Source organism: Halorubrum marinum, from assembly GCF_048381195.1.
GTDB lineage: Archaea > Halobacteriota > Halobacteria > Halobacteriales > Haloferacaceae > Halorubrum.
The window spans coordinates 732,837-757,320 of the sequence record NZ_JBLWMM010000006.1 but is presented as its reverse complement, the minus strand read 5'-3'; the positions used below and the strand labels follow the sequence as shown (position 1 = coordinate 757,320).

Below are 24,484 nucleotides of genomic sequence, written 5' to 3'. Positions count from 1 at the left end.
ACCAATAGAATGAGGTTCGCGCATGGACCCGGGCTCCGCCGCCGACCGCGATGAATCCGCCGCTCCCCTCTTCCGCGGGTCGAGACCGGCAGGAGGTGCCGCGCGGCGGGTGCTCTTCGTGGACGACGAACCGGGGGCCGCCGCTCTCGCGGCGGCGCACGTCGAACGAATGGTCGGCGATATCGAGACCGTAGCGCGGACCGCTTCGTCGGACGCGCTCACGGTCGTCCGCGAGGAGCGCGTCGACTGTGTGGTCAGCGACTTCGAGATGCCAGCGAGCAACGGCCTCGAGTTCCTCGCTGCGGTCCGCGAGGCCGATCCCGGGATGCCGTTCGTGCTGTTCACCGGGAAGGGGTCAGAGGAGATCGCGAGCGAGGCGATCTCCGCGGGCGTCACCGACTACCTGCAGAAGGGTGCCGGACGGGACCGCTACGAGATGCTCGCGAACAGCGTCGAGAACGCGCTCGATCGTCGCCGCGCGGAGCAGGACCTCTACGAAGTGAACGAGAAGGTGACCGCGATTCACTCGTTCGCGACCGACGTTTCGGATGCCACCGACGTGGACGAGGTGTTCGAGTGGCTCGTCGACGCCGCCGAAGACATTCTCCAGTTCGACCGGTGCGTGAGCGCCCGTCGTTGCGACGACACGCTCGTTCCCGCAGCGCTCTCGGAGAGCGTGAGCGAGAGTGAGGTTCGAACCTTCGCGCTCGGCGAGGGCGTCGTCGGGACCACCGCCGAAGCGCAGCGGACGATGGTGGTCGACAACATCAGCGTCGATCCCGCGAACCCGAACCAGCTTGAGGACCCCGACACGGCGGCCCGTACGGGATCGGGGATCGAGAGCGGAGCCGACGGCGACTCCGACGGACCTGTTGACGACGCCGACGCGAACCGCGTCGATGGCGCCGAGGTGGCGGACCCCGTCGCCGATGACATCAGGTCCGCGATTAGCGTCCCGATCGGCTCACACGGGGTGTTTCAGGCGGTGTCGGACGGATACGCCTCGTTCGACGAGCGAGACGTCGAGTTCGCGGAGCTGCTGGCTGCTCACGCCGCCGATGCGATAGAACAGATCGAGACCGAGGAGTCGCTCCGGACCGAGCGAGACCGACTGGCGGCGCTGTTCGACGACGTTCCGCTACCGGTGGTCAGGACCATCGACACCGACGATGGGGGGCGACAGATCGACGCGACGAACGACGCCTTCGAGGAGACCTTCGGGTACTCCGCGGACGAGCACACGTACGAGGAGGTCGGCGACGCGATCATTCCCGACGACGCGGAGCGGCTCTCGCGCTCGGCGATAGTACAGAAGAACGAACCGCTCCGAGTCGAGGCCCGCCGGGACACGGTCAACGGTCTGCGTGATTTCATCTTGAGCGTTATCCCGGTGGAGCGTTCCGAGATGACGACCGTGTACAACGTGTACGCCGATATCGACGATCAAAAACGCGTCGAGCGGACGCTCAGACGTCTTCACGAGACGACTCGAGAGATGTTCCGCGGCAGCGAACGCGAAGAGATCGCCACGCTGGCCGCACGCGCGGCGATCGACACGCTCGGCTTCCCGAACAGCGCCATCCGGCTGTACGACGCAGACGAGAGCGCGTTGCTACCGACAGCTATCAGCGACGAGGCAACGGTCGCGCTCGGCGAACGGCCGGCGTTCGGCCCGGACAAGGGCCGGATATGGGAGGCGTTCGAGACCGAAGAGCTCGTCGTCGTCGACGATCTCGACGCGGTCGACACCGCCGTCGGGTACGGCGAGCTCCGGAGTCTGCTCGTCGTCCCGCTCGGCGACCAGGGCGTGATGCCGCTCGGCTCCCGAGAGCCCGACTTCTTCGACGATACGGCAGTCCAGCTCGCCAAGGTGTTGGGCGCGAACGTCACGGTCGCGCTGGAACACGCCGAGCGCACGGCACAGCTCCGGGAGCGCGACGCCGACCTCCAGCGCGAGATCGATCGACTAGAGAAGTTCGCCGGACTGGTCTCGCACGACCTCCGGAACCCGCTCAACGTCGCGGCCGGGCGCGTCGAGTTGGCACGCGGGCTCGTCGACGACGAGACCGCACTAGCGGAGCTCGATCGGGTCGAAGACGCCCACGACCGGATGGAGCAGCTCATCGAGGATCTGCTCGCGCTGGCGAGGCAGGGCCAGACCGTCGACGAGATCGAGCCCGTCGACCTCGCGGAGGCGGCGGAACGCGCGTGGCGCACCGTCGACACCGCGACGGCGACGCTCGAAGTCCCCGACGAGGGACTCACGGTCGACGCCGACCCCGAGCGGCTCCGAACGTTACTGGAGAACTTGTTTATAAACAGCGTCGAGCACGGATCGACGAGCAGTCGGGGGTCGCGAGACGGCAGCGTGAGACGCGGTGCCGCGGACGTCGACGAGGCGGACGCAACCGAACGCGAGCCGACCGTCACCGTCGGGCCGCTTTCGGACGGGTTCTGCGTTGCCGATGACGGTCCGGGCTTCGACATCGACCCGGCGGAGGCGGTCGAGTACGGCGCCTCCAGCGACCCCCACGGGACGGGGTTCGGACTCGCGATCGTGCGCGAGATCGCGGCCGCTCACGGATGGGAGCTCTCGATAGACGACGGCGAGGGCGCGCGATTCGAGTTCCGGACCGACGATTGAGCCAATCGAATATATAAAACGACGGGCGGACGTGCGATAGGTGTGCACACCCGAGCCACGGTTATGACCGACTCGCCCGTGTGTGATCCGTATGAATGACGGTACCCGCGAACTGCTCTCGCCGCTCCCGCCGAGCGCCAAGCTCGTGTACTACGTCCTCGACGAGGAGGGCCGGTTCGACCAGACCGGTCTCGCCGAGGAGACTCGTCTCTCCACCCGCACGGTTCGCTTCGCCGTCGAGAAGCTCACCGAGGTCGGGCTCGTGAAGGAGGGACTGTGTCCCCGAGACGCCCGCCGGTCGGTGTATACGCCCGTTTCCGAATCGGAGCGACCGGCGACAGGCGATTCCGACGGCACCGCGGACCCCGAGCCGACCTCGGACCGCGACGCCGAGCCGGCGACGGCAGCAACCGCGGTCGCGGAAGACTAACTCAGGTAGCCGTCGAGCGGAGTTGCCGCACGCCCGACACGTACGTCGGATCTCGAAAACGCGCGCTCGCCTCCGTTCCGCGATCCGTCGCGCTTTTGCCCGCGGGACCAGTAGTGAGCCCACTCGATGGCGACGTATCACATCGAAACGTACGGCTGTAGTTCGAACCGGGGTGAGAGCCGGGAGATCGAGCGTGCTCTCCGCGACGGCGGTCACCGACCGGCCGACGGCCCCGAAGACGCGGATGTCGCCATTCTCAACACTTGTACGGTCGTCGAGAAAACGGAACGGAATATGCTGCGCCGTGCCGAGGAGCTGGCGGAGGAGACCGCCGATCTGGTCGTCACCGGCTGTATGGCGCTCGCGCAGGGCGAACAGTTCCGCGACGCCGGTATCGACGCCGAAATTCTCCACTGGGACGAGGTCCCCACCTACGCCCTCAACGGCGAGTGCCCGACCGTCACCCCCGACGCCGAGCCCGTGCTCTCCGGCGTCGTCGGCATCCTCCCCATCGCCCGCGGCTGCATGAGCAACTGCTCGTACTGCATCACGAAGTTCGCGACGGGGCGAGTCGACTCCCCGTCCGTCGCGGAGAACGTCGAGAAGGCCCGGGCGCTGGTCCACGCCGGCGCGAAGGAGATCCGCGTCACCGGGCAGGACACCGGCGTCTACGGCTGGGACAACGGCGATCGAAAGCTCCCGGAGCTGCTCGACCGCATCTGCGACATCGACGGCGAGTTCCGGGTGCGGCTCGGCATGGCGAACCCCGGCGGGATCCACGGGATCCACGAGGAGCTGGTCGACGTGTTCGCGCGCAACGAGGAGCTGTACAACTTCATTCACGCGCCGGTGCAGTCGGGCTCCGACGACGTCTTGGCCGACATGCGCCGACAGCACCGCGTCGACAAGTTCCGCGAGGTCGTCGCGACGTTCGACGACCGGCTCGACCACTGGACGCTCTCGACCGACTTCATCGTCGGCTTCCCGACGGAGACCGAGGCGGACCACGAGCGCTCGATGGAGCTGCTCGCCGAGGTCCGCCCGGAGAAGATCAACGTGACTCGCTTCTCGAAGCGCCCCGGCACCGACGCCGCCGACATGAAGGGGCTCGGCGGGACCATCAAGAAGGAGCGCTCGAAGGCGATGTCCGAACTGAAGATGGACGTCGTCGGGGAGGCGTACGAGGCGATGGTCGGCGAGACGTTCGAGGCGCTCGTCGTCGAGGAGGGGACCGGCGACTCCGTGAAGTGTCGCGACGGCGCGTACCGCCAGATAATCGTTCGAAAGGCGACCGAGCGCGGCGTCGCAGTCGGCGACTTCCTGAAGGTAACGGTGACCGGCCACAACACGGTCTACGCGTTCGGAGAACCCGTCGACGACGAGTCGCTCGCCGAGGACGAACCCGCGGAATCCGTCCGCTCGTCGGCGTAGGGGAGACGAGAGAACCCGGTCTCAGCTCTCTTCGTAGATCATCTCGACCTCGTCGGCGAACCGGTCGAGGATGTTCCGTCGCTTCTTTTTCATCGTCGGCGTCAGCAGATCGTTCTCCTCGCTGAACTCCTCGGGAACCAGCCGGAACTGCTTGATCTGCTCGTACGACTCGAACTCCTCGTTCACGCGGTCGACTTCCTCTTGGATACGCTCGCGAACCCGGTCGTCGCGGCAGATCGCCTTGCGGTCGTCCGCGAGGTCGATGCCGCGGGTCTCGGCCCACGAGGCCACCCGCTCGAAGTTGGGGACGATGAGGGCGGAGACGAACTTCCGCGAGTCGCCGAGCACGACGCACTGCTCGACGAACTCGTTGGCCGCGAAGCGGTCCTCGATCGGCCCCGGTGCGACGTTCTTGCCGGTCGAGAGCACCAGCAGCTGCTTCGCGCGCTCGCGGAAGGCGATGTAGCCGTCGGGTCGGTGCTGTACGATGTCGCCGGTTCGGAACCACGGCTCGTCCGGGTCGCCGTCGCGCTCGTCGGGAGACGCGCCTGCGATGACGACGTCCTCGGGGAGCCGATCGGGCTCGGTGAACGCCTCCGCGGTCGCCTCCGGCTTGTTCCAGTAGCCGTCGGTCACCTGTGGGCCGCGCACGAGCAGTTCGCCCACGTCGCCGGAGATGTCCGCGACCTCCTCGCCGACGACCGAGTCGTCGATCGCGATCTCGGTGTCGACCACCGGCGGTCCGATAGTCCCGACCTTCGGTCTCTCGGGCGGGTTGACGCTAATGACCGGTGAGGTCTCGGTGAGTCCGTACCCCTCCAAGATCGGGAGGTCCATCGCGTGGTACAGCGCGCACAGCTCCGCCGACAGCGACCCGCCGCCCGAGATAAAAAAGTCGACGTTACCGCCGATCGCCTCGCGGACCGACGAGAAGACGAGCTTGTCGGCGAGCGCGCGCTTCGCGTCGAGGATCGCGCCCGGGGTCTCGGCCTCGTGATGGGTCCGTCCCACGTCGACCGCCCACTCGAAGATCCGCTGTTTGACGGGAGACTCGCTCGCCTGGTCGCGGATGGCGTCGTAGAGCTTCTCGTAGACGCGCGGAACGCTCGTCGTGATCGTCGGCCGCACGAGCCCGAAGTCGTCGCGGAGGGTGTCGGGGCTCTCCGCGTACCCCACGGTCGCGCCCGCAGCGAACATCATGTAATGGCCGGCCATCCGCTCGAAAACGTGTGCGAGCGGAAGGAACGAGAGCGTCGTCGAGTCAACGGAGATCCCGGGGGATTCAGGATCGCGGTCCGGGCGGTCCGCGAAGCGGCGGTAACACTGGTTCACGTTGTCGCGGAAGTTCGCGTGCGTGAGCCGCACCCCCTTCGGCCGTCCGGTCGTCCCCGAGGTGTAGATCAGGCTCGCGAGGTCGCCGAGATCGATCGCGTCGATCCACGACTCGTAGGCGTCCGCGTCGAACGCCTCGACGCCCAGCTCGTGGACCTCACCGAGCGTGTACACGTCGGCCGAGTCGAGCGAGGACGCGCCGTCCGGACCGGCGTCGGGCCCCACGTCGAGGTCGCTCGTATCCACGTCGTCGACGGTCACGATCGCGTCGAGCTCGTGATCGAGGTCGTCGACCACGCCGAGCAGCTCGTCGAGCAGCTGCCGGTTCTCGGCGACGACGATCGTCGCTTCCGGGTCTTCCAGCAGGTATCGCACCTGGTCCGGGGACGAGGAGGCGTACACCGTGGTGACGACCGCGCCGGCGGAAAGCGCCGCGAAGTCGGTCTGGGCCCACTCCATCCGCGTCTGCGCGTAGAGGGCGAGGCGGGTGTCGTCGTCGACTCCGATTTCGCGAAGGCCAGTGGCGAGGTTCCGAACGATCTCGCGCATCTCGCCGTAGGTCACGTCGGCGTATTCGCCCGCCGACGCCGACGGGAGCACGCCCTCGGAGACTAGCGAGCGGTCGTAGATCCCGCCCTTGTACCGCTGTGCGAGGCGGTCGGCGTTCCGATCGGCCGTCCGTTCGAACATGCGCGGGAGCGTCTCTCGGGCGACGGCGTCGTCCGCGAACTCCCGTTCCGCCTGCTGCCAGTTCATACCTCGTCGTCCCAGCGAACCATCATAAACGATCCGGTAGTTCCTAGTTCATTCGTGGTGCGGAGAACGCTCACCGCGTCGGCGGAGTCGATCTCCAAGCGAGGGTTTAATTCGTGGAGCGCGCGAGAGGCGTCTGTGGACCCCGATCGGATCCCCGCCGAGTTCCCCGCGCCGAGCTTCCGCGGCGCGCAGGAGCAGGCCCTCGCCGACATCCGCGACGCGTTCGCCGCCGGCAACGACGTGGTGTTGGTGCGCGCGCCGACGGGCAGCGGCAAGTCGCTGCTCGCCCGAGCGATCATGGGTGCGGCGGCCACGGTCGAAGAGACGGCACCGAGCGAGGCGACCGGCGCCTACTACACGACCCCGCAGGTGTCGCAGATCGACGACGTGGAGGCCGACGGTCTCCTCGACGACTTGGCGGTGATCCGCGGGAAATCGAACTACGACTGCATTCTCCCCGGCGAGCACGACACGCCGGTCAACCGCGCCCCCTGCGTTCGCCAGCAGGGGTTCGACTGCTCGGTGAAGCACCGCTGTCCGTACTTTTCCGACCGCGCCATCGCCTCCGGGAACCGCTACGCCGCCATGACGCTCGCGTACTTCATGCGAACCGCCGGCTCGGACGTGTTCCGGAAGCGCGACGTGGTCGTGATCGACGAGGCGCACGGCCTCGCGGAGTGGGCGGAGATGTACGCGACGATCGAGCTCTCGCCCGACCGGGTGCCCGTGTGGGACGAGATCGGCGTCCCCGACGTCGCGGCCGACGCGGGTCCGGAGGAGGACGCGCTCGACAGGACAGCCCGGTTCGTCGCCTCCCTGCGGGACACCGCCAAGCGCGCGAAAGACGAGTTGACGGGGCGGCCGGAGCTCGACCGAGAGGAAGTGGCTCGTCGGGACCGCTTGGGGGAGCTGATCTCCGAACTCGGCTGGTTCTTGGAGGACTACCGCGACCTCGACTCCCCGACGACGTGGGTCGTCGACCAGCCGGACGGCGAGGGGTCGGCGCTCGCGATCAAACCCTTGGACCCCGCGCGCTACCTCCGGCACACGGTGTGGGATCGGGGCAACAAGTTCGCGTTGCTGTCGGCCACCATCCTCTCGAAGGACGCCTTCTGTCGCGGCGTGGGGCTCAACCCGGAGACCGTCGCGCTCGTCGACGTCGAGCACACGTTCCCGCTCGAACATCGACCCTTATACGACGTGACGCAGGGGTCGATGACGTACGAGCACCGCGACGAGACCGTGCCGAAGATCGCTCGACTGATCGTCCGCCTGATGGCCGAACACCCGAACGAGAAGGGGCTGATCCACGCGCACTCGTACGACATCGCCGGACGGCTCACCGAGCTGCTGGGCGAGTTCGGGGTCGCCGCGCGGGTCCGTCGGCACGACCGGGCGAACCGAGACGCGGAGCTGTCGGCGTGGCAGGCCAGCAGCGATCCGGAGGTGTTCGTCTCGGTCAAGATGGAGGAGGCGCTCGACCTGAAAGACGACCTCTGTCGGTGGCAGGTGGTGTGTAAGGCCCCGTACCGCAACACCAACGACTCCCGGGTCGCGCGGCGGCTCGCCGACGACCAGTGGGCGTGGTACCACCGGACCGCGCTCCGCACCGTGATTCAGGCGTGCGGTCGCGTCGTCCGCTCGCCGGACGATTACGGCGCGACGTATCTCGCCGACGACTCGCTTCTCGACCTGTTCGAGCGCGCGGCCGCCGACACCCCGCCCTGGTTCCGCGATCAGATCGACGCGATGACGACGCCGACGCTGCCGGCGTTCGATCCCACGGCCGCGCTCGCCGGGATCGACGCCGAGCCGTCGGGACCGTCTCGGGCGGGTCGCCGGCGCGGGTCGGGAGGATCCGGCGGCCGCAATCGACACGGCGGATCCGGCACCGGCGGACCCGATCCCAGCGGGTCGAAGGCGAGCGGGACGACCGCCTCCGACGCGACCGAGTCGGCGGGAGCCAAATCGACCCAAACGCGGTCTGAAGCGGACGCTGAACGCCGTGAGAACCATCCGCTATCGGACATCTGGGGCGATAGCTAGCGAAGCGGAATGGCACTTATCGCCGGAGCGCGTTGAGCCGCCTACAGCAGTGTGACGCCCCACGCGGCCATGGAACTCACCATGAGGAACGCGAAGAACACCGCGATGATCTGTTGTCGGTCCATATCCTGAGTACGACTGCAGGGGGACATAATTCCTGCGGGCCGACGTGAGTAGTGATTAAACATCCCAACTCGGGTCTATCGTCAATATATATCGTATAAGGTGTATCAGGGACCTCAATGAAGTAGTAACCTTCATAAACCTTCACGGCGGAAGTGCGGATATGGCAACGAAGGGGCTGGCAAGTGCGCTGACGCTGTACGGTGCGCGAACACTGACGCTGTCGCAGGCCGCCGCACAGGCCGGATTAAGCGAAGCCGAGTTCATCGACCAGCTCGAACGCCGCGGCATCGACGTGACCGAATCCGAGCGCGCCGCCGCACTCGGTGAGGAACAGGCCGTTCGAGCGGACTGATCGGTTTCGCGATCGAGGGCTCCCGAACGGTCCAAAACCCCGTCGACCGCGGTGTCGGTGAGATTCCATTCGGACGCCTCTGTCGATTCTAGTGTCCCCCTCTCTACTCGCGACCCCGTAGCGACCGCATCACGTTTGCCGTCTCCCGGGCACCGCGGGCTGCTCTCTACTCCTCGGGGACGAGGTGGACGGTCCCCCCGTGTTCGAACGCGAGAACGGTGTCGTCGTCGCCGTCGACGAACGACGGGTTGGGAACGGTCTTCGCCTCGTACGTCGAGGGATCGAGCACCTGAATGGCGTTCGCGTCTTCCACGGTCACGACCGTCGTCTCCGCGGCGTCTTCCCGGGTCCCAAGCCGAGTCGCGTCCGGCGCGTCGGCCTCCTCGAACGCGGACGTGTAGGGGTCTCCGGTCGCGAGCCTGGTTCCCTGGAGTCGCCCCGAGACGCTCGTGACGAGGACCGGACCATCGCCGTCGTCGGGGTCGATGATCTCGCCCGCGGCGTATCGGGGGAGTCGAACCGCGAACGTCACGCGGTACACCTCGTTGCCGTCGCCGTCCTCGGTGACGAGCGTCGGATACGATTCGAAGCTACCGCCGAGCGCTTCGGTTATCCGCGTCGCGACGTTCTGTGCCAGCCGGTTCGAGGAGAGCTTGATGTTCGGCCCGTCGTCGGTCTCTTTGACCTCCGTGATGAACGCCTCGCGGTCGCCGTCGGCCTCTTGGTCGGCGACGTACGACTCGGCGATTTCGAGCGCCTCGGCGCGCTCCGCGGGGGTCAGGTCGCGCTCGTCGGCCCGAACTTGGACGATCCCGGCGTAGTAGCCGCCGGCGATCCGGCCGCACCGGTCGCAGGTCCCCCGTGAGATCTTCACCGGGACGGTCACCTCGGCGGAGCGGAGTGTCCCACGGACGACGCCGGAGAACCGGCAGTGCATCCGGACGTTGTTCTCGTCGACCTGTTCGGGTTCGACGCCCCACTCGACGTCCGTGGCGTCGACGTGAACGCCGAGCGCCTCCGCGACCTCGTCGACCGCGACGTCGGTGTAGTCGCGCGCGCCGACGTCCCGCCACGACTCGCCGCGGCGGACCGCACCGCACCCCGAACACACCAGCACTTCGATACGGTCGGGGGCGTCGACGAGGTCGAAGTCCTCGAAGTAGCAGTCGTCGCACAACAGCGCGTCTCGCCCCCGCGGCTCGCCCGGCAGCGGGTCGCGCCGCTCGGGGACGGCGTCGCCGCACCGCGGACAGAACTCCCGCGACTCACTCATTACCGAGCGATACGCCGAGGAGCCGTTTAAGCGGCGCGGACTGCCGATCGGCCCTCGAATCGGAGACTGCCAGACTGATCTCGGGTGGTCGATCCCCCGAAACGCGGTCGATTCCTCCGAAATCGTTTTTCGCGCGGACCGAGAAGGCCCGCGTATGAGCGGGAACCCCGACGACGAGCGACTCGAGGAACTGCGAGAGAAAAAGATGGAGGAGCTCCGCGAACGCGAGCAGGGCGGCGGCGCCGACGCCGAGGCCCAACAGGAGGCTCAAGAGCGCGCCGAGGCCCAACAGGAGGCCGTCCTCAAACAGCACCTCACCGACAAGGCGCGCCAGCGGCTCAACGCGGTCGCGATGTCGAAACCGGAGTTCGGCGAGAAGGTGAAACAGCAGGTGGCGGCGCTCGCACAGAGCGGTCGCCTCCAGGGCCGCATCGACGAGGACCAGATGCGTGACCTCTTAAAAGAGCTCCAGCCCGATCAGCAGAGCTTCGACATCCGCCGGCGATAGATGGAGCTCGCGCTCCTGTACAGCGGGGGGAAAGACTCCTCGCTCGCCGCGCACCTGCTCGATCGGTTCTACGACGTGCGATGCGTCACGGGGAGCTTCGGGCTCACCGACGACTGGGAGCACGCCGAGCGCGCGGCCACCGAACTCGGCTTCCCCTTCGAACGCGTCGACCTCGACCACGCGGTAGCGGAGGAGGCCGCCGAGACGATGCTCGCGGACGGCTATCCGCGGAACGGGATCCAGCGCGTGCACGAGCACGCCCTCGAAACGATCGCGAGCCACGACGTCGACGCCATCGCCGACGGCACGCGGCGGGACGACCGCGTGCCGACCGTGTCGCGAGCCCAAGCACAGAGCCTGGAGGACCGTCACGGGATCGACTACATCTCTCCGCTGTCGGGATTCGGTCGACACGCCGTCGATCGGCTGGTCGAGGAGACGTTCGACGTCCAGCAGGGACCGAGCGAGGAGATACCGAAGGCGGATTACGAGGGGGAACTGCGGCGGCTCATCGCCGACGAATACGACGACGAGACCGTCGGCGAGGTGTTCCCCGACCACGATCAGACGTACGTGCACGGGCGTAGCGATTGAGCGCTGAACACGCACAAGTTGAGCGCTGGAGACGTGGGTGAGCGCTGAAGACGCGGGGTGACGGCGTGTGCGCCACGCGTGACCGTCAACATTCTCGCTGGCTCGGGAGTGCCGGAACGACTTTTGACCCCACGCCCGTACTACCGCGTATGTCATCTGAAGAGGTAGTCGAGCTGCTTCGAGAAGCGTACGCCGACGAGATCGAGACGGTGATGAACTACCAGACGAACGCCATCGTCCTCGACGGCGTCCGCGCCGAGGAGATCAAAGAGAGTCTCAAGAAGGACGTTCAGGAGGAACTCGGCCACGCCGAACAGCTCGGCCAGCGACTCAAACAGCTCGACGCGCGCCCGCCGGGGTCCGCCGAGTTCACGGCCCGACAGGACTCGCTGCAGCCGCCAGAGGACTCGACCGACGTGCTATCCGTCATCAACGGCGTGCTCGACGCGGAGGAGGGCGCGATCGCGACGTACCGCGACCTGATCGACGCCGCCGAGGACGCAGACGATCCGGTCACCGAGGACCTCGCCGTGACGCTCCTCTCCGACGAGGAGGCCCACCGGACCGAATTCCGCGGATTCCAGAAGGAGTACCCGCTCGACTAGACGGGACGGGGTGTCCATCGTCGACCGCGAACCACGTACCGTCGACCGCGAACCGCGCCCCGAAGGGATGCTTTCAAGCGGGCGCTCGTCGAAGCGGCGTACATGTACGACGGCCTCAAGGGATTCCGCGATTTCTACCCCGGCGAGCAGTCGGCTCGCCGCGAGGTGACGGACGCGATCGAGGGAGCCGCACAGCGATACGGCTTCCGCGAGATCGCCACGCCAGCCCTCGAACGGACGGAGATGTATACCGACAAATCCGGCGAGGAGATCGTCGAGGAGCTGTACGCCTTCGAGGATAAGGGCGGTCGCGGCGTCTCCCTGACCCCGGAGCTCACGCCGACCGTCGCCCGAATGGTCGTCGCGAAGGGCCAGGAGCTGTCGAAGCCGATCAAGTGGATGTCGACGCGGCCGTTCTGGCGCTACGAGCAGGTCCAGCAGGGGCGGTTCCGCGAGTTCTACCAGACGAACATCGACGTGTTCGGCTCCGCGGCCCCCGAGGCGGACGCCGAAGTGCTCGCGGTCGCCGCCGACGGCCTCACGGACTTGGGGCTCACCGGCGACGACTTCGAGTTCCGCGTCTCGCATCGGGACATCCTCGGGGGGCTGGTCCGGGCGCTCGCGACCGATCCCGACGCGGTCGACACGCAGGCCGCGATCCGCGCGGTCGACAAGCGCGCGAAGGTCGACGACGGCGAGTACTTCGGGCTCCTCTCCGACGCCGGGCTCGACCGCGCCACCGCCCAGGAGTTCGACGACCTGATTACCGGCGTCGAGACGGTCGACGACCTCGACGCGGTGTCCGAGGCCGGTGGGACGGACGTTGAAGCGGCCGTCGAGAACCTCCGAAACGTGCTCGCCGCGGCCGACGAGTTCGGTGCGGGCGAGTTCTGCGAGGTGTCGCTGACGACCGCTCGCGGGCTCGACTACTACACCGGCGTCGTCTTCGAGTGCTTCGACTCGACCGGCGAGGTCTCCCGCTCCGTCTTCGGCGGCGGGCGCTACGACGACCTCATCGAGAGCTTCGGCGGCCAGCCCACGCCCGCGGTCGGCGTCGCACCCGGCCACGCCACGCTCAAGCTGCTGTGTCAGCGCGCCGGCGTCTGGCCGGACGAGGAGCTCTCGACGGACTACTACGTCCTCTCCGTCGGCGACACCCGCGCCGAGGCCGCCGCGGTCGCCCGCGATCTCCGCGCGCTCGACGACGACGCGGTGGTCGAGACGGACGTCTCCGACCGGTCGTTCGGCGCGCAGCTCGGCTACGCCGACTCGATCAACGCCGAGACCGTGGTCGTCGTCGGCGAGCGCGACCTGGAGAACGGCGAGTACACGGTGAAAGACATGGCGAGCGGTGACGAGACGACCGTTCCGGTCGAGGAGTTCCCGCCCGAGGACGGGCTGCCGACGTACGAGGACTACGAGTAATCGACGCGCCGCCGACGGTACAACTGCGATCGACGCGCCGCTCGCGCGGCTATCTCACTTATAAGCCTCCCGCAGGAACACCAGCGCGCCGCCGAGCATCGCGAGGTTGCCGAAGAACGCGAGCCGCTCGCCGCTCCTGTCGTCCTCGTCGGCGTTCCAGAAGTCGTGCATCGTCGACGTCACGACCGCGAGGAAGGTGACGGCCGCACCGGTCGCGACCCGCGGCAGCCGCCAGAACGCGATGCCGAGTCCCGCAGCGACCATCATCCCCGACGCGAACGGCGCGGCGAGGTCGGGAGCGGGAACTCCGGCGGACTCCGCGTACTCGATCGTGTCCTCCATGTCGCGGAAGTCCTCGGAAGCCTGCGCCGCCAGCCCGACGCCGAGCAGGACTCGTCCGAGTCGGAACGGTGCGTCGGTCGATTCGGTCGTCGTGGAGTCGTCTCCGCTCATACGTTGTGTACGGTCCGCCAGGGTGTTAAACGGTACCACGAATCGCGCTCCATCCTCGCGCGTCAGTCGGTGTTCGCCTCCATCGATGCTCGCCCGTGCCGATCGCGAGTTCACTCGGTCTCGATCCGGTCGAACAGGGTCGCCGTCGCGTCGGCGTCGAACATCATCGGCCGACGCCACCACGGTCCCTTCCCCGAGTCGCTCGACAGGTCCGTGACGAGCCGGTTCGCGTCCGCGCCCGCCTCGGGGGTGCTCAGGGGGACGACGCGCTCGAAGAGACCCGAGACCGACGGGTCGCCGGCGACGACGACCCGCGCGTCGAACGGGTCGCGCTTCAGGTGGGCGTTGGTCGGCGCGAGGGCGGCCGCCGCGTCGCGGTCGACCGTACCCTCGCCGTCTTCGACCGCGAGCGCCCGCTCGACTCGTATCCCAGCGAAGAGGTACGCGCCCCATTCGGGAGCCAAGTCGGCGTCTCGTCGAATCGAGTCGCGATCGCTCCCCGTTCCCGGTCCCGTCCACCCGTGCGGGCGCAGTGACAGCGTCGCGTAGAAGAGCAGCCAGTCGCCCGGTTCGAGCCCGGCGATCCGGCTGGCCTTCACGCCGTAGGGGTCGCCGTAGCTCGCGCGGTGGCGGCCGTGGACGCCGGGAAACTCCGGGTCCATGTGAACCGGCGTCTCGCGCAGGTCGGTCGGCACCCTGAACGGGAGATCGAGGTCGCCGTACGTCGGAAGGGGCTCGTCGACGGGGAACCGCTCGCGCGGGCGCGTCGTCGTCGATTCGGGAATCGGCACGTAGGCGAACGATCCGTCGGGATAGACGGGCCCGCGGAAGCCGGGATCGTTCGTGTTGGCGGCGACGTTGACGGCGACGGCGCGGGAGTCCGGCATGAAAAATAGCGAGGCGAGTCAGTCCGCCGTCGCGGCGGTCGCGCCGTGGTCGATCTCCGTGCCGAGCAGGTCGAGGAACTCCGCGATCCACTCGGGGTGGTCGGGCCACGCCTGTCCGGTGACGAGGTTCCCGTCGGTGGTCACGCCGTCGACCCACGAACAGCCCGCGGCCTCGACCTCGGGCCTGACCGCGGGATACGCCGTCATCTCGTAGCCGTCGAGCACGCCCGCGGCCGCGAGGATCTGCGGGCCGTGGCAGATCGACGCGACGGGCTTGTCCGTCTCGAAGAAGTGACGCACCGCGTCGAGCACCTCGTCGTAGCCGCGGAGGTACTCGGGGGCGCGTCCGCCCGGGACGACCAGCGCGTCGTACTCCGCGGGGTCCACCTCGTCGAACCCGTGCGTGAGCGCGAAGTCGTGCCCGCGCGTTTCGAGGTACGTCTGGTCGCCGCGGAAGTCGTGGATCGCGGTCTTGACGCTGTCACCGTCGTCCTTCTCGGGGCAAACGGCGTGGACCTCGTGGCCGACCGCTTGGAGCGCCTGAAACGGGACCATGATCTCGTAGTCCTCGCCGAAGTCGCCGACGATCATCAGTATCTGTTTTCCTGTCATGGGTTCAACACCAAGTGCGGATACGACGCGAACCGTCATAATGATACTGTCGAGCGGTACCACGCCACGCGTCTCGCGACCGATCCTGAGTCGAACGTCCGCCGGCGTTCACCTCAGCGAGACGCGTTAGGCGGATCCGGCGGGCGTAGATCGCGCTGGAACTCGTCGAACTGGTCGAGGTCGTCCGGGAGCTCGTACGGGATCTCGCGCTCGTCCTGTCGGTCAGGAAGTCGCCCGTCCTCCAGCTCGTCGGCGACCTCCTCCCAGCCCGGCTTCACACGGACGCTGCGAGCCGGGGAGCCGACGACGACGTGGTGTGCCGGGACGTCGCCCTGCACGACGGAGCGCGCGCCGACGACGCTGTTCTCGCCGATTCGACAGCCGGCCCGCACCATGGCGTCGTAGGTGACTCGGGCGTCGTCCTCGACGATCGTGTGGAAGTTGCGCACCTCGGTCTGGTCGACGAGGTCGTGATCGTGACTGTACAGGTGGACGCCGTCGGAAATCGACGCGCGGTCGCCGATCGTCAGCTTCCCGCGATCGTCGAGGTGAACGTCGTCGTGGACCACGACGTTGTCGCCGATCTCGATGTTGTGGCCGTAGGTGACGGAGATACCCTTGAAAAAGCGACAGCCGTCCCCGCACTCCGCGAACAGGTGGTTCCCGAGCATCTGTCGGAACCGGAGTGCGAACTCGACGTTGTCGGCCATCGGCGTGGCGTCGAACTGCCGCCAGAGCCACTGCAGGTGCTTCGAACGCTGGAACCGGTCCTCGTCCTTCTCGGCGTAGTACTCCGATTCGAGGGTCGCGTTACACGGGTCGTATCCCTGTAACCGGACGCGCTCGGCTTTCGGCACCGACTCGCCGTCCTGCCACGCCTCCCAGCGCTCGCGGTCGCCGTGGAGGTCGATCAGCGTGTCTCGGACGACCTCGCAGGTGTCCTCGTCCGAGGAAAGCCGTTCGTCCACCTCGTCGATGAATCCTCGGACCCCGGCCTCCGCGGCAGCAGGCAGGGACACGTGTCGCTTTGTCATCGTCGTCAGTTGGTCGCCATCCCACAAAGGGATTCGGTTGTGCGACGCCCGCGCACCGGCTGCTCACTCCGGCGCCGCCGGGCCGGAACGGTCCTCGTCGACGTTCCTGTTATTCAAACACACGTATTGTCGCAGTAACACTTTTGTTGAAGTTCCCTGTATTGACCCGTGGTATCATATGCCAGAAATTAAATTCGAGGTCGACGTCGACAGTCCACCGGACGAGCAGCCGACAGCCAAACCGTTCAACCGGTGGCACCCCGACATTCCGGCCGTCGTCGAGGCGGAGCCCGGAGAGACGATCCGGCTCGAAGCGCTGGACTGGACGGGCGGACAGATATCGGCCAACGACGATCCGAACGAGGTCAGAGACGTAGACCTCACGCAGGTGCATTACCTCGCCGGTCCCGTTCGCGTCGAGGGGGCGGAGCCCGGCGACCTGTTGAAAGTCGAGTTTCACGACATGGGGCCGCTGAACAACCGCTCCGAGTTCGGCTTCACCGGGACCTTCTCCCAGCAGAACGGCGGCGGCTTCCTCACCGACCACTTCCCGGACGCCGCGAAGTCGATCTGGGATATCGACGGGTACACCGTCTCCTCGCGTCACGTCCCAGACGTCCGCTACGAGGGGAAGATCCATCCCGGACTCGCGGGCTGTGCGCCGAGCCAAGAGCTCCTCGAGGAGTGGAACGAGCGGGAGCAGGAGCTGATCGACAAACACGAGGCGGACCCGACCTCGATCCCGAACCACCCGACCGGCGAGGCGGAGCCGGGGGTCGCGAACCCACCGACCACGGAGGGCGCACAGATGGGCGAGATGGACCCCGAGGAAGCCGAGGAGACGGCGAAGGAGGCCGCGAGGACGGTACCGCCGCGCGAACACGGCGGGAATCACGACATCAAGGACCTCTCCATCGGCTCGACCGTGTACTTCCCCGTCTACGTCGACGGGGCGAACTTCGCGCTCGGGGACTTCCACGCCTCGCAGGGCGACGGCGAGATCACCTTCTGCGGCGCGATCGAGATGGCGGGCTACGCGGACGTGGAGTTCGACCTGATCAAGAACGGGATGGAGGAGCACGGCGTCGATCACCCGATCTTCGAACCCGGTCACCGCGGCCCCAACTTCGAGGACTACATCACGTTCTGTGGCTACTCCGTGACCGAGGACGGCGAGCAGCGCTACATCGACTCGCACACCGCCTACCGCCGGGCGTGTCTGCAGGCGATCGACTACCTCAAGAAGTTCGGATACACCGGGCAACAGGCGCTCCACATCCTCGGAACCGTTCCCGCGGAGGGACGCCAGAGCGGCGTCGTCGACGTCCCGAACGCGTGCTCGACGTTGGCGGTGCCGAAAGGCGTGTTCGAGTTCGACATCTCTCCCGGGAACCTGGACAACCGGGCGGACCGCGGCGATCTCGTCGTCACCGACGACCCCCTCGGGTGACCGCGACAATCGCCCGGATCGGGTTTCGAGCGGACCCCGCGCCGAGCGGCGTGTCCGACACTGATCGACGCGACCGCCCACACACCGAAACGACCCGCCCAAACGCAAGACGACGTGAGCTGATATGCCACTACCGACCACACTGACCGAGGAATCGAGGACTGGCGGGCACACTGCGGCCGGAGCCGATCCAGCCCGAGCGATCGCGGCCGCTCTCCGGAGTACGCTCGGCCCGAACGGGCTGGACAAGATGGTGATCGATCGGAGTGGAACCGTCGTCGTGACGAACACCGGCGCGACCGTGCTCGATGCCGTCGAGATCGACGCACCCATCGGCCGCGTGATCCGAGACGCGATTCAGACGCACGCGCGCCACGTCGGCGACGGGACCACCACGACGGCGCTCCTCGTCGGCGAGCTCCTCGACGCGGCCGACGAGCTCGTCGCCGAGGGACTTCACCCGACATCGGTCGCGGACGGGTACGTCCGCGCGGCCGATCGCGCGCAGGACACGCTCCGCGAACTCAGCGTGCCGATCGGGCCGGACGACGCGCGGGTGCGGGCGGCGGCGTCGACGGCGGTCACCGGACGCTGGGACGCGGCCGCGACCGAGCGGTTCGCCGATCTCAGCGTGGGCGCCCTGCGATCGGTGGGGTTCGACGCGGCGCGGGTCACCCTTCACGCGTACCCCGGCGGCGGGCTCGCGGACTCCGAGCGCGTCGAGGGGATTCTCGTCGACACCGACGAATCGTCGACGACGGTCGACGGCTTCGGGACCGAGGGCCGCCGAGCGCTCGCCGAACCGACGATCGCGCTCGTCGACGGCGAAGTGGCGCTCCCCGTGGACGGCGCCGCCGGCGCGGTCGCAGTTCAAAACCCGGGCGACCTCGCGACGGTCCGCGATCACGAACGGGCGGTCGGACGAGATCTGATCCGATCGATCACGGAGCGTGAGGTCGACGTGCTCGTCTGTCAGCAGTCGATCGACGACGACTTGCGGACCGAGCTCGCTCGCGCCGGCGTGCTCCCGGTCGAGCGCACTCGACGAGACGAGTTCGACGCGATAGCCCGCGCGGCGGGCGCGACCGCGGTGACCGCGCCCGCCGACCTCGACCGGGACGCGCTCGGATCGGTCGGGGCGGTCCGCCGTCGTTCCGTCGGCGGCGGCGCCGTGCTCACGCTCACCGACCTCCCGGGAGAGTCACACGAGTCGCTTCTCTTGCGCGGCGGGACCCCACACGTCGCCGCGGAGACGAAGCGGATCGTGGCGGACTGTCTCGCCGTCGCGCGCCACGCGGCCCGTGGCGGCGTCGTTCCGGGCGCCGGCGCCCCCATGATGGCCGTCTCCAACGCGGTATCTGATCACGCGACGAGCGTCGACGACCGCTCGGCACTCGCGCTTGACGCGTTCGCGGACGCGGTGACCGTGATCCCGCGTACCCTCGCCCGGAACGCGGGGGCGGACCCGATCGACGCGCTGGCCGCGCTCCGCGCCCGTCATCACGACGGCGAGGCGACAGCGGGAATCGACCGCTCCGGCGCGGTCCGTGACGCGTTCGACGCGGGGATCGTCGAGCCGGTCGCCGTTCCCGCGCGCTGTCTCGAGACCGCGGTGCGGACCGCGCGTCTCGTGTTACGCGTCGACCAGACGTTGGACGCAGAGGCGGGCGGATCGCGGTCAGCCGGGACCGAGCACCACGGTCACGGCGACGGACATCGCCACGGGGACGGAGACGTCCACGGCCGTGGCGACGGGCGGACCCACGGCCACGGTCACGACCGCGGCGGCTATCCGTGGGCGCTGAGCCACTGAGCGGTCACACCGCCCCGCCCGCCGCGTCGTCGCCAGCCGTACGGCGGCCGCACAGTAGCGCACTGGTCGAGTCGAGGAATATAAACATCCGGCCGCGATCCCGCGGCGCGGGGGAGACCGCACCCGCTAAGTGTCCCGATCCCCAAAGTGAGGTATGCAGCACCGCGAACTCGGGAACTCCGGCGTCGAGGTCTCTGAGATCGGCTTCGGCGCGTGGGTCGTCGGCACCGACTGGTGGGGAGACCGCTCCGACGCACAGGCGGTCGCGATGGTCGAGGACGCGCTCGACGCGGGGGTCACCTACGTCGACACCGGCGACGTGTACGGCCACGGCGACAGCGAGGAGATCATCGGGCGGGCGATCGACGGCCGCCGCGACGAGGTGACGCTGTCGACGAAGATCGGCTACGACTTCTACGACAACCCGCAGGCCGGTCACGGCGAGCTCCCGAAGGAGCTGAACGAAGAGTACCTGACGGAGGCGTTCGAAGCCTCGTTGGACCGGCTCGACACGGACTACGTCGACGTGCTCCAGTTGCACAACGCGAACGTCGACGAGGTCACGCCCGAGGTCCGCGACCTCCTCCGCGAGTGGAAGGCCGACGGCCGCGTCCGGGCGCTCGGCTGGGCGCTCGGCCCCTCCATCGGCTGGCTCGCCGAGGGCGACGCCGCAATCGAGTACGAGGAGTTCGACGCGGTCCAGACCGTGTTCAACCTGTTCGAACAGGAGCCGGGCCGCCACTTCGTCGACACGATCCGCGAGACGGGCTCCGACACGTCGGTCATCGCTCGGGTTCCGCACTCCTCGGGCCTGTTGAACGAACAGGTGACGCCGGACACCGTCCTCGAAGACGGCGACCACCGCTCGCACCGTCCGAAGGAGTGGTACGAGACCGGCTGGGAGAAGGTCGAGGCGATCCGGTTCCTCGAAGCCCCCGAAGGCGTCGACGGCACCCGGACGATGGCGCAGGCCGCGATCCGGTGGCTGCTCGCGCACGACGAGGTCGCCTCCGTCACGCCCACGTTCCGGAACGCCGACGATATCGCGGAGTGGAGCGCCGCGAGCGACGTGCCCCCGCTCTCCGACGCCGAGTACGAGCGACTGGAGGAGCTATACGCGCGAAACTTCGACGTCGACCGGGACGACGGGATGGACGTGCTCCGGACCTCCGTCGATGGCGAGGATATCGAGGCGGCTGGCCTCGACAAGCGCGCCGCGTCGTACTGACGGTATCCCCGACGCGCTGACGGCCCCCAGACGCGCTGACGGCCCCGCGACGCACCCGCCGTTTCACGTCGAAACCGCCCGGCTGCGAGCTGTGCACACCCGTACCAACCACTTTCGCCGTAGCGTGTCATCGGGGTACCGTTATGCTCGTCCAGTGACAAACGCCCGGCCTGCCTGCTGCGGGCTCCGCGCAAAGACAAAGTGCCGTCGCTCGGCGTGTAGAAGTGGTGGCTCGGTTGAAGTCTTTCGTCACAAGGGGCTTAGAGGGGGTAACATATCGTCATGGCCACCACACGCGAAGTAACTGGTTGACGGTTATAAACTGCCCGTGATTCGTCTCGTCGCCGTGTAGATGTGTCATGCGGTGGATGCAGTTATCCCCACGCGGAGAGTCGGTCACTCTCATGGGAAGCACTGTACGAACGCATATCGGGGCGTACCCCGACGGAGTCCGAGACGGCGCGCTCGGAGACGGTGGCCGCGGATGACGGCGATCGACATCGACGGCCTCACGAAACACTACGGTGACGTCGTCGCGGTGAACGAGCTCGACCTCCAGATCGAGGAGGGGGAGATCTTCGGATTCCTCGGGCCGAACGGCGCGGGAAAGTCGACGACGATCGATATTCTCCTCGACTTCGTCCGGCCGACGAGCGGCTCCGTGACGGTGCTCGGTCACGACGCCCAGTCCGAGGGGCGGGCGGTTCGCCGGCGTACCGGGGTGCTCCCCGACGGCTACCACGTGTACGACCGGCTCACGGGGCGACAACATCTGGAGTTCGTCGTGGAGTTGAAGGAGGCGGACGACGACCCGACGGAGCTGCTCGAACGGGTGCGCATCGCCGACGCCGCCGACCGGAAGGCCGGGGGCTACTCGAAGGGGATGCGACAGCGACTCGTCCTCGCGATGGCGCTCGCCGGTGACCCCGACCTGCTCGTGCTCGACGAGCCGTCCACGGGGCTCGATCCGAACGGCGCGCGGGAGATGCGCGAGCTGATCCGCGAGGAGAACGACCGCGGCACGACCGTGTTCTTCTCCAGTCACATCATGGAACAGGTGGAGGCGGTGTGCGACCGGGTGGCGATAATCAGCCGCGGGGAGCTCGTCGCGGTCGACACCATCGACGGCCTCCGTGACGCCTCCGAGACGGGCGAGGTGCTGTACGTCGACGTCGCCGACGCCTCGGAGGCCGTCGTCGAGCGAGTGGCAGGGCTGGAGTCGGTGGCCGACGCCTCGACGCAGGACGGACGGCTCCGAGTCGTCGTCGCCGACGCCACCAAGTTCGCCGTGTTGCGGGCGATCGACGCGAGCGTGACGCCGGTACGGGACTTCTCGGTCGTCGAGTCCTCGCTCGAAGACCTGTTCGTCCGCTACACGAACGACGAACAGGAGGTTCGGATATGACGTGGGCCGTCGTCGCGAAAAAGGATTTCCGAGACGCCGTCCAGTCCCGCGCGCTGTGGGCGCTCGTGAGTGTCTTCGTTCTGCTGTCGGTGCTCTCGTCGTACGCCTACGTCGAGGTGCCGCAACTGTTCGGCGAACCGGGCGGCGCGACGTTCGGCGGGCTCGTGTTCTTCACGGTTGGACTCACGAGCCTGTTCGTGCCGCTGGCCGCCATTGTCGTCTGTTACAAGTCACTCGCCGGCGAGCGCGAACTCGGGAGCATCAAACTCCTGTTGTCGTTACCCACGAACCGTTTGCACGTCTACGCCGGGAAGACGGTCGGTCGAGCGACGGTCCTCGCGCTCGGACTTGTCGTCGGGCTCCTCGTCGGGCTCGGCTTCGGCGCGGTGCTTCTCGGTACCGTGAGCGTCGTTCCGATAGTGCTGTTTCTGGTTGCAACCCTCGGTTTCGCGGCCGCCTACGCGAGCATCATGGTCGGGCTCTCCGCGACGACGGGGTCGACGACGCGTGCGACGACGCTCGCGCTCGGGTTCTTCGTCGTCTTCGAACTGTTCTGGGACGTAGTTCCGGTGGCCATACTGTACGTGGTCAACGGGTTCGCGCTGCCGACGTCCGTGCCGGACTGGATCTTCCCCGTGATGCAGGTGTCGCCGTCGTCGGCGTACTTCTCGACCGTCGTCGCGCTGCTACCGGATCTCGCGGCGAGCGTAGGCGCAGGGGGACAGGCGGGCGTCGGCGTGTCGCCCGCCGAGGTCGAACCCGTCTACACTACCCCCGAAATCGGAATTCTGGTGCTCGTGCTCTGGACGCTCGTCGCGTTCCTCGTCGGCTTCACGCGATTCGAGGCCGCGGACTTCTGACTCGCGGTTGTCGGTCGACGCCACGAGGCGTCCGGTGGTATCCCGAGGCGACCGGGTTACGAAACGCAACCTGAATCTACGGTCAATTTGGCTCTATTGAAGTCTAAAACTGCTGATAAACCCCGGCCTTGTGACGAGCAGTCTACGGGCTTCACAGACCGTTCATCACGAGGAATTGCGCATTAACTGTCAAGAGCTCCCTGCGAGATTCAGAGATGGTCTGCGCGGTGGGACCTGTGACGGGTATTCCACTGCAGTCAGTGGTCGGTATCCCGCCGTTTGCCACGCCGTGACTGATTGTCCGACGAGAAGTTCGTGGTCCCGTGGCGGAAGAGAATAGACAGAGTCAGTGCGAGTACTAATATAATAAACACTTGCCCTCCGATGTCGGACTCGATCGCGGGGAACGCCCACAGAGACCAGTTGAACGAGGCGTGGAGCAGAATCAGTGGGACGAGGCTCCCACCAGTGTTCTGGAAGACCCACGTCATGACCACCGACAGAAGCGTTATCGTGATTATGAATCCGATGAAGGGGCGTTGGTAGTACAGCGTCATCGACGGCATGTAGAACCACGGCAGATGCCAGATTCCCCAGACAAGTCCCAACCCAAGGCTCCCGACCAGTGCGCCGAATCGGTCGATCAACGGATCAAGTGCGTAGCCACGCCAGCCGAACTCCTCCTGTAACGGCCCTCCGAGAAGCAAAATGTAGATGAACGCGATGGGGAGGACGTACACCTCACCCGCCCACGGTAGCGTCGGGTCAACCCCCCAAACAACGGCGACACCGAGTGCTCCAACGGCGAGGACCGGGAACAACGCGACCACAACTAGTAGCCACCGGCGCGGAAACGCAAAGTCAACTGCCCGTCTGAGAAGACGGGTGACGCCACGCCGTCCGGCGTGGTGAAACACAAGTAGTACGGCCGCGACCGTGGGCCCGAACGCGCCGACTTCCGGTAGTGCGGCGATCAATATAATAAGGCGGTCAATCAGCGCAACTCCCGTTTCAGCCCCCGAAGCTACGGCGACCTTTGGAAGCCACAACATCCATGAAAAGACAAATGTCAACACAAAGAACCCGACGAGTCGCGTATGTTCGGTCTCTGGCTGTTCGTTGCTGTTTTGTGAGAAGTACATCAGATCCTAGACTACTTCGTTGAGGAAAACCGTTTCTACGGTCTGAGCGGATCAGTTCGGTCCGTTGGGTCTGATGAT

General features: G+C 67.2%; 21 protein-coding genes. 14 read left to right on the top strand and 7 right to left on the bottom strand.

Annotation, left to right across the window (positions count from 1 at the left end; genetic code table 11):
* Positions 1-22 precede the first annotated feature (22 nt).
* The 3 genes from ACNSN4_RS13215 to ACNSN4_RS13205 all read left to right on the top strand — a co-directional run bounded on the left by ACNSN4_RS13215 (position 23) and on the right by ACNSN4_RS13205 (position 4,505).
* The gene (locus ACNSN4_RS13215) at positions 23-2,644 is read left to right on the top strand and encodes a GAF domain-containing protein (RefSeq protein WP_418286286.1); all 2,622 of its coding nucleotides are present in this window, start codon (positions 23-25) and stop codon (positions 2,642-2,644) included.
* A 91-nt stretch (positions 2,645-2,735) separates the two neighbouring features.
* Positions 2,736-3,074, top strand: coding sequence for an ArsR family transcriptional regulator (locus tag ACNSN4_RS13210; protein ID WP_418286285.1), 339 nt, complete (start codon positions 2,736-2,738; stop codon positions 3,072-3,074).
* Between the two features lie 126 nt (positions 3,075-3,200).
* Positions 3,201-4,505, top strand: coding sequence for a tRNA (N(6)-L-threonylcarbamoyladenosine(37)-C(2))-methylthiotransferase (locus ACNSN4_RS13205; protein WP_418286284.1), 1,305 nt, complete (start codon positions 3,201-3,203; stop codon positions 4,503-4,505).
* A gap of 21 nt (positions 4,506-4,526) precedes the next feature.
* Here ACNSN4_RS13205 and ACNSN4_RS13200 read toward each other — a convergent pair whose 3' ends face one another.
* Positions 4,527-6,593 (bottom strand): AMP-dependent synthetase/ligase, encoded by a 2,067-nt coding sequence (locus tag ACNSN4_RS13200; RefSeq protein ID WP_418286283.1) that lies wholly within the window; start codon positions 6,591-6,593, stop codon positions 4,527-4,529.
* A 135-nt stretch (positions 6,594-6,728) separates the two neighbouring features.
* On the opposite strand from ACNSN4_RS13200, the gene ACNSN4_RS13195 reads away from it, so the two are divergent.
* Positions 6,729-8,639, top strand: a complete 1,911-nt coding sequence (locus ACNSN4_RS13195; protein WP_418286282.1) for a helicase C-terminal domain-containing protein — start codon at positions 6,729-6,731, stop codon at positions 8,637-8,639.
* Positions 8,640-8,925: 286 nt separating this feature from the next.
* Positions 8,926-9,117 (top strand): DUF7317 family protein, encoded by a 192-nt coding sequence (locus tag ACNSN4_RS13190; RefSeq protein ID WP_418286281.1) that lies wholly within the window; start codon positions 8,926-8,928, stop codon positions 9,115-9,117.
* A gap of 166 nt (positions 9,118-9,283) precedes the next feature.
* Here the strand turns inward: ACNSN4_RS13190 and ACNSN4_RS13185 are convergent, their stop codons facing one another.
* Positions 9,284-10,390 carry a 60S ribosomal export protein NMD3 gene (locus tag ACNSN4_RS13185; protein ID WP_418286280.1) on the bottom strand — a complete coding sequence of 369 codons (1,107 nt, stop codon included), beginning with the start codon at positions 10,388-10,390 and terminating at the stop codon, positions 9,284-9,286.
* A gap of 154 nt (positions 10,391-10,544) precedes the next feature.
* On the opposite strand from ACNSN4_RS13185, the gene ACNSN4_RS13180 reads away from it, so the two are divergent.
* The 4 genes from ACNSN4_RS13180 to hisS all read left to right on the top strand — a co-directional run bounded on the left by ACNSN4_RS13180 (position 10,545) and on the right by hisS (position 13,522).
* The gene (locus ACNSN4_RS13180; RefSeq protein WP_418286279.1) at positions 10,545-10,898 is read left to right on the top strand and encodes a DNA-binding protein; all 354 of its coding nucleotides are present in this window, start codon (positions 10,545-10,547) and stop codon (positions 10,896-10,898) included.
* Positions 10,899-11,492 carry a DUF7411 family protein gene (locus ACNSN4_RS13175; protein ID WP_418286278.1) on the top strand — a complete coding sequence of 198 codons (594 nt, stop codon included), beginning with the start codon at positions 10,899-10,901 and terminating at the stop codon, positions 11,490-11,492. It begins immediately after the preceding gene.
* 149 nt (positions 11,493-11,641) lie between these two features.
* The gene (locus ACNSN4_RS13170; protein ID WP_418286277.1) at positions 11,642-12,097 is read left to right on the top strand and encodes a ferritin-like domain-containing protein; all 456 of its coding nucleotides are present in this window, start codon (positions 11,642-11,644) and stop codon (positions 12,095-12,097) included.
* A gap of 102 nt (positions 12,098-12,199) precedes the next feature.
* On the top strand, positions 12,200-13,522 hold the full coding sequence (hisS, locus tag ACNSN4_RS13165) for a histidine--tRNA ligase (protein ID WP_418286276.1): 1,323 nt from the start codon (positions 12,200-12,202) through the stop codon (positions 13,520-13,522).
* Positions 13,523-13,576: 54 nt separating this feature from the next.
* Here the strand turns inward: hisS and ACNSN4_RS13160 are convergent, their stop codons facing one another.
* The 4 genes from ACNSN4_RS13160 to ACNSN4_RS13145 form a co-directional block, all read right to left on the bottom strand.
* On the bottom strand, positions 13,577-13,975 hold the full coding sequence (locus ACNSN4_RS13160; protein WP_418286274.1) for a DoxX family protein: 399 nt from the start codon (positions 13,973-13,975) through the stop codon (positions 13,577-13,579).
* 110 nt (positions 13,976-14,085) lie between these two features.
* Positions 14,086-14,862, bottom strand: coding sequence for an Nmad3 family putative nucleotide modification protein (locus ACNSN4_RS13155; protein WP_418286273.1), 777 nt, complete (start codon positions 14,860-14,862; stop codon positions 14,086-14,088).
* A gap of 18 nt (positions 14,863-14,880) precedes the next feature.
* Positions 14,881-15,474 carry a DJ-1/PfpI family protein gene (locus ACNSN4_RS13150; RefSeq protein WP_418286272.1) on the bottom strand — a complete coding sequence of 198 codons (594 nt, stop codon included), beginning with the start codon at positions 15,472-15,474 and terminating at the stop codon, positions 14,881-14,883.
* Positions 15,475-15,587: 113 nt separating this feature from the next.
* Positions 15,588-16,508: an acyltransferase gene (locus ACNSN4_RS13145; protein WP_418286271.1), complete on the bottom strand. Its 921-nt coding sequence runs from the start codon at positions 16,506-16,508 to the stop codon at positions 15,588-15,590.
* 178 nt (positions 16,509-16,686) lie between these two features.
* Here ACNSN4_RS13145 and fmdA point away from each other — a divergent pair, with 178 nt between their 5' ends.
* The 5 genes from fmdA (at position 16,687) to ACNSN4_RS13120 (ending at position 23,264) form a co-directional block, all read left to right on the top strand.
* Positions 16,687-17,958 carry a formamidase gene (fmdA, locus tag ACNSN4_RS13140; RefSeq protein WP_418286270.1) on the top strand — a complete coding sequence of 424 codons (1,272 nt, stop codon included), beginning with the start codon at positions 16,687-16,689 and terminating at the stop codon, positions 17,956-17,958.
* Between the two features lie 124 nt (positions 17,959-18,082).
* Positions 18,083-19,771 (top strand): TCP-1/cpn60 chaperonin family protein, encoded by a 1,689-nt coding sequence (locus tag ACNSN4_RS13135; RefSeq protein WP_418286269.1) that lies wholly within the window; start codon positions 18,083-18,085, stop codon positions 19,769-19,771.
* Between the two features lie 154 nt (positions 19,772-19,925).
* Positions 19,926-20,999 (top strand): aldo/keto reductase, encoded by a 1,074-nt coding sequence (locus ACNSN4_RS13130; RefSeq protein WP_418286268.1) that lies wholly within the window; start codon positions 19,926-19,928, stop codon positions 20,997-20,999.
* Positions 21,000-21,483: 484 nt separating this feature from the next.
* The gene (locus tag ACNSN4_RS13125; RefSeq protein ID WP_418286267.1) at positions 21,484-22,404 is read left to right on the top strand and encodes an ABC transporter ATP-binding protein; all 921 of its coding nucleotides are present in this window, start codon (positions 21,484-21,486) and stop codon (positions 22,402-22,404) included.
* The gene (locus tag ACNSN4_RS13120) at positions 22,401-23,264 is read left to right on the top strand and encodes an ABC transporter permease subunit (RefSeq protein ID WP_418286266.1); all 864 of its coding nucleotides are present in this window, start codon (positions 22,401-22,403) and stop codon (positions 23,262-23,264) included. The genes ACNSN4_RS13125 and ACNSN4_RS13120 overlap by 4 nt, the downstream gene beginning before the upstream one ends.
* Before the next feature lie 257 nt (positions 23,265-23,521).
* Here the strand turns inward: ACNSN4_RS13120 and ACNSN4_RS13115 are convergent, their stop codons facing one another.
* A complete protein-coding gene (locus ACNSN4_RS13115) occupies positions 23,522-24,406 on the bottom strand; it encodes a CPBP family intramembrane glutamic endopeptidase (protein ID WP_418286265.1) in 885 nt (294 codons plus the stop codon).
* Positions 24,407-24,484 lie beyond the last annotated feature (78 nt).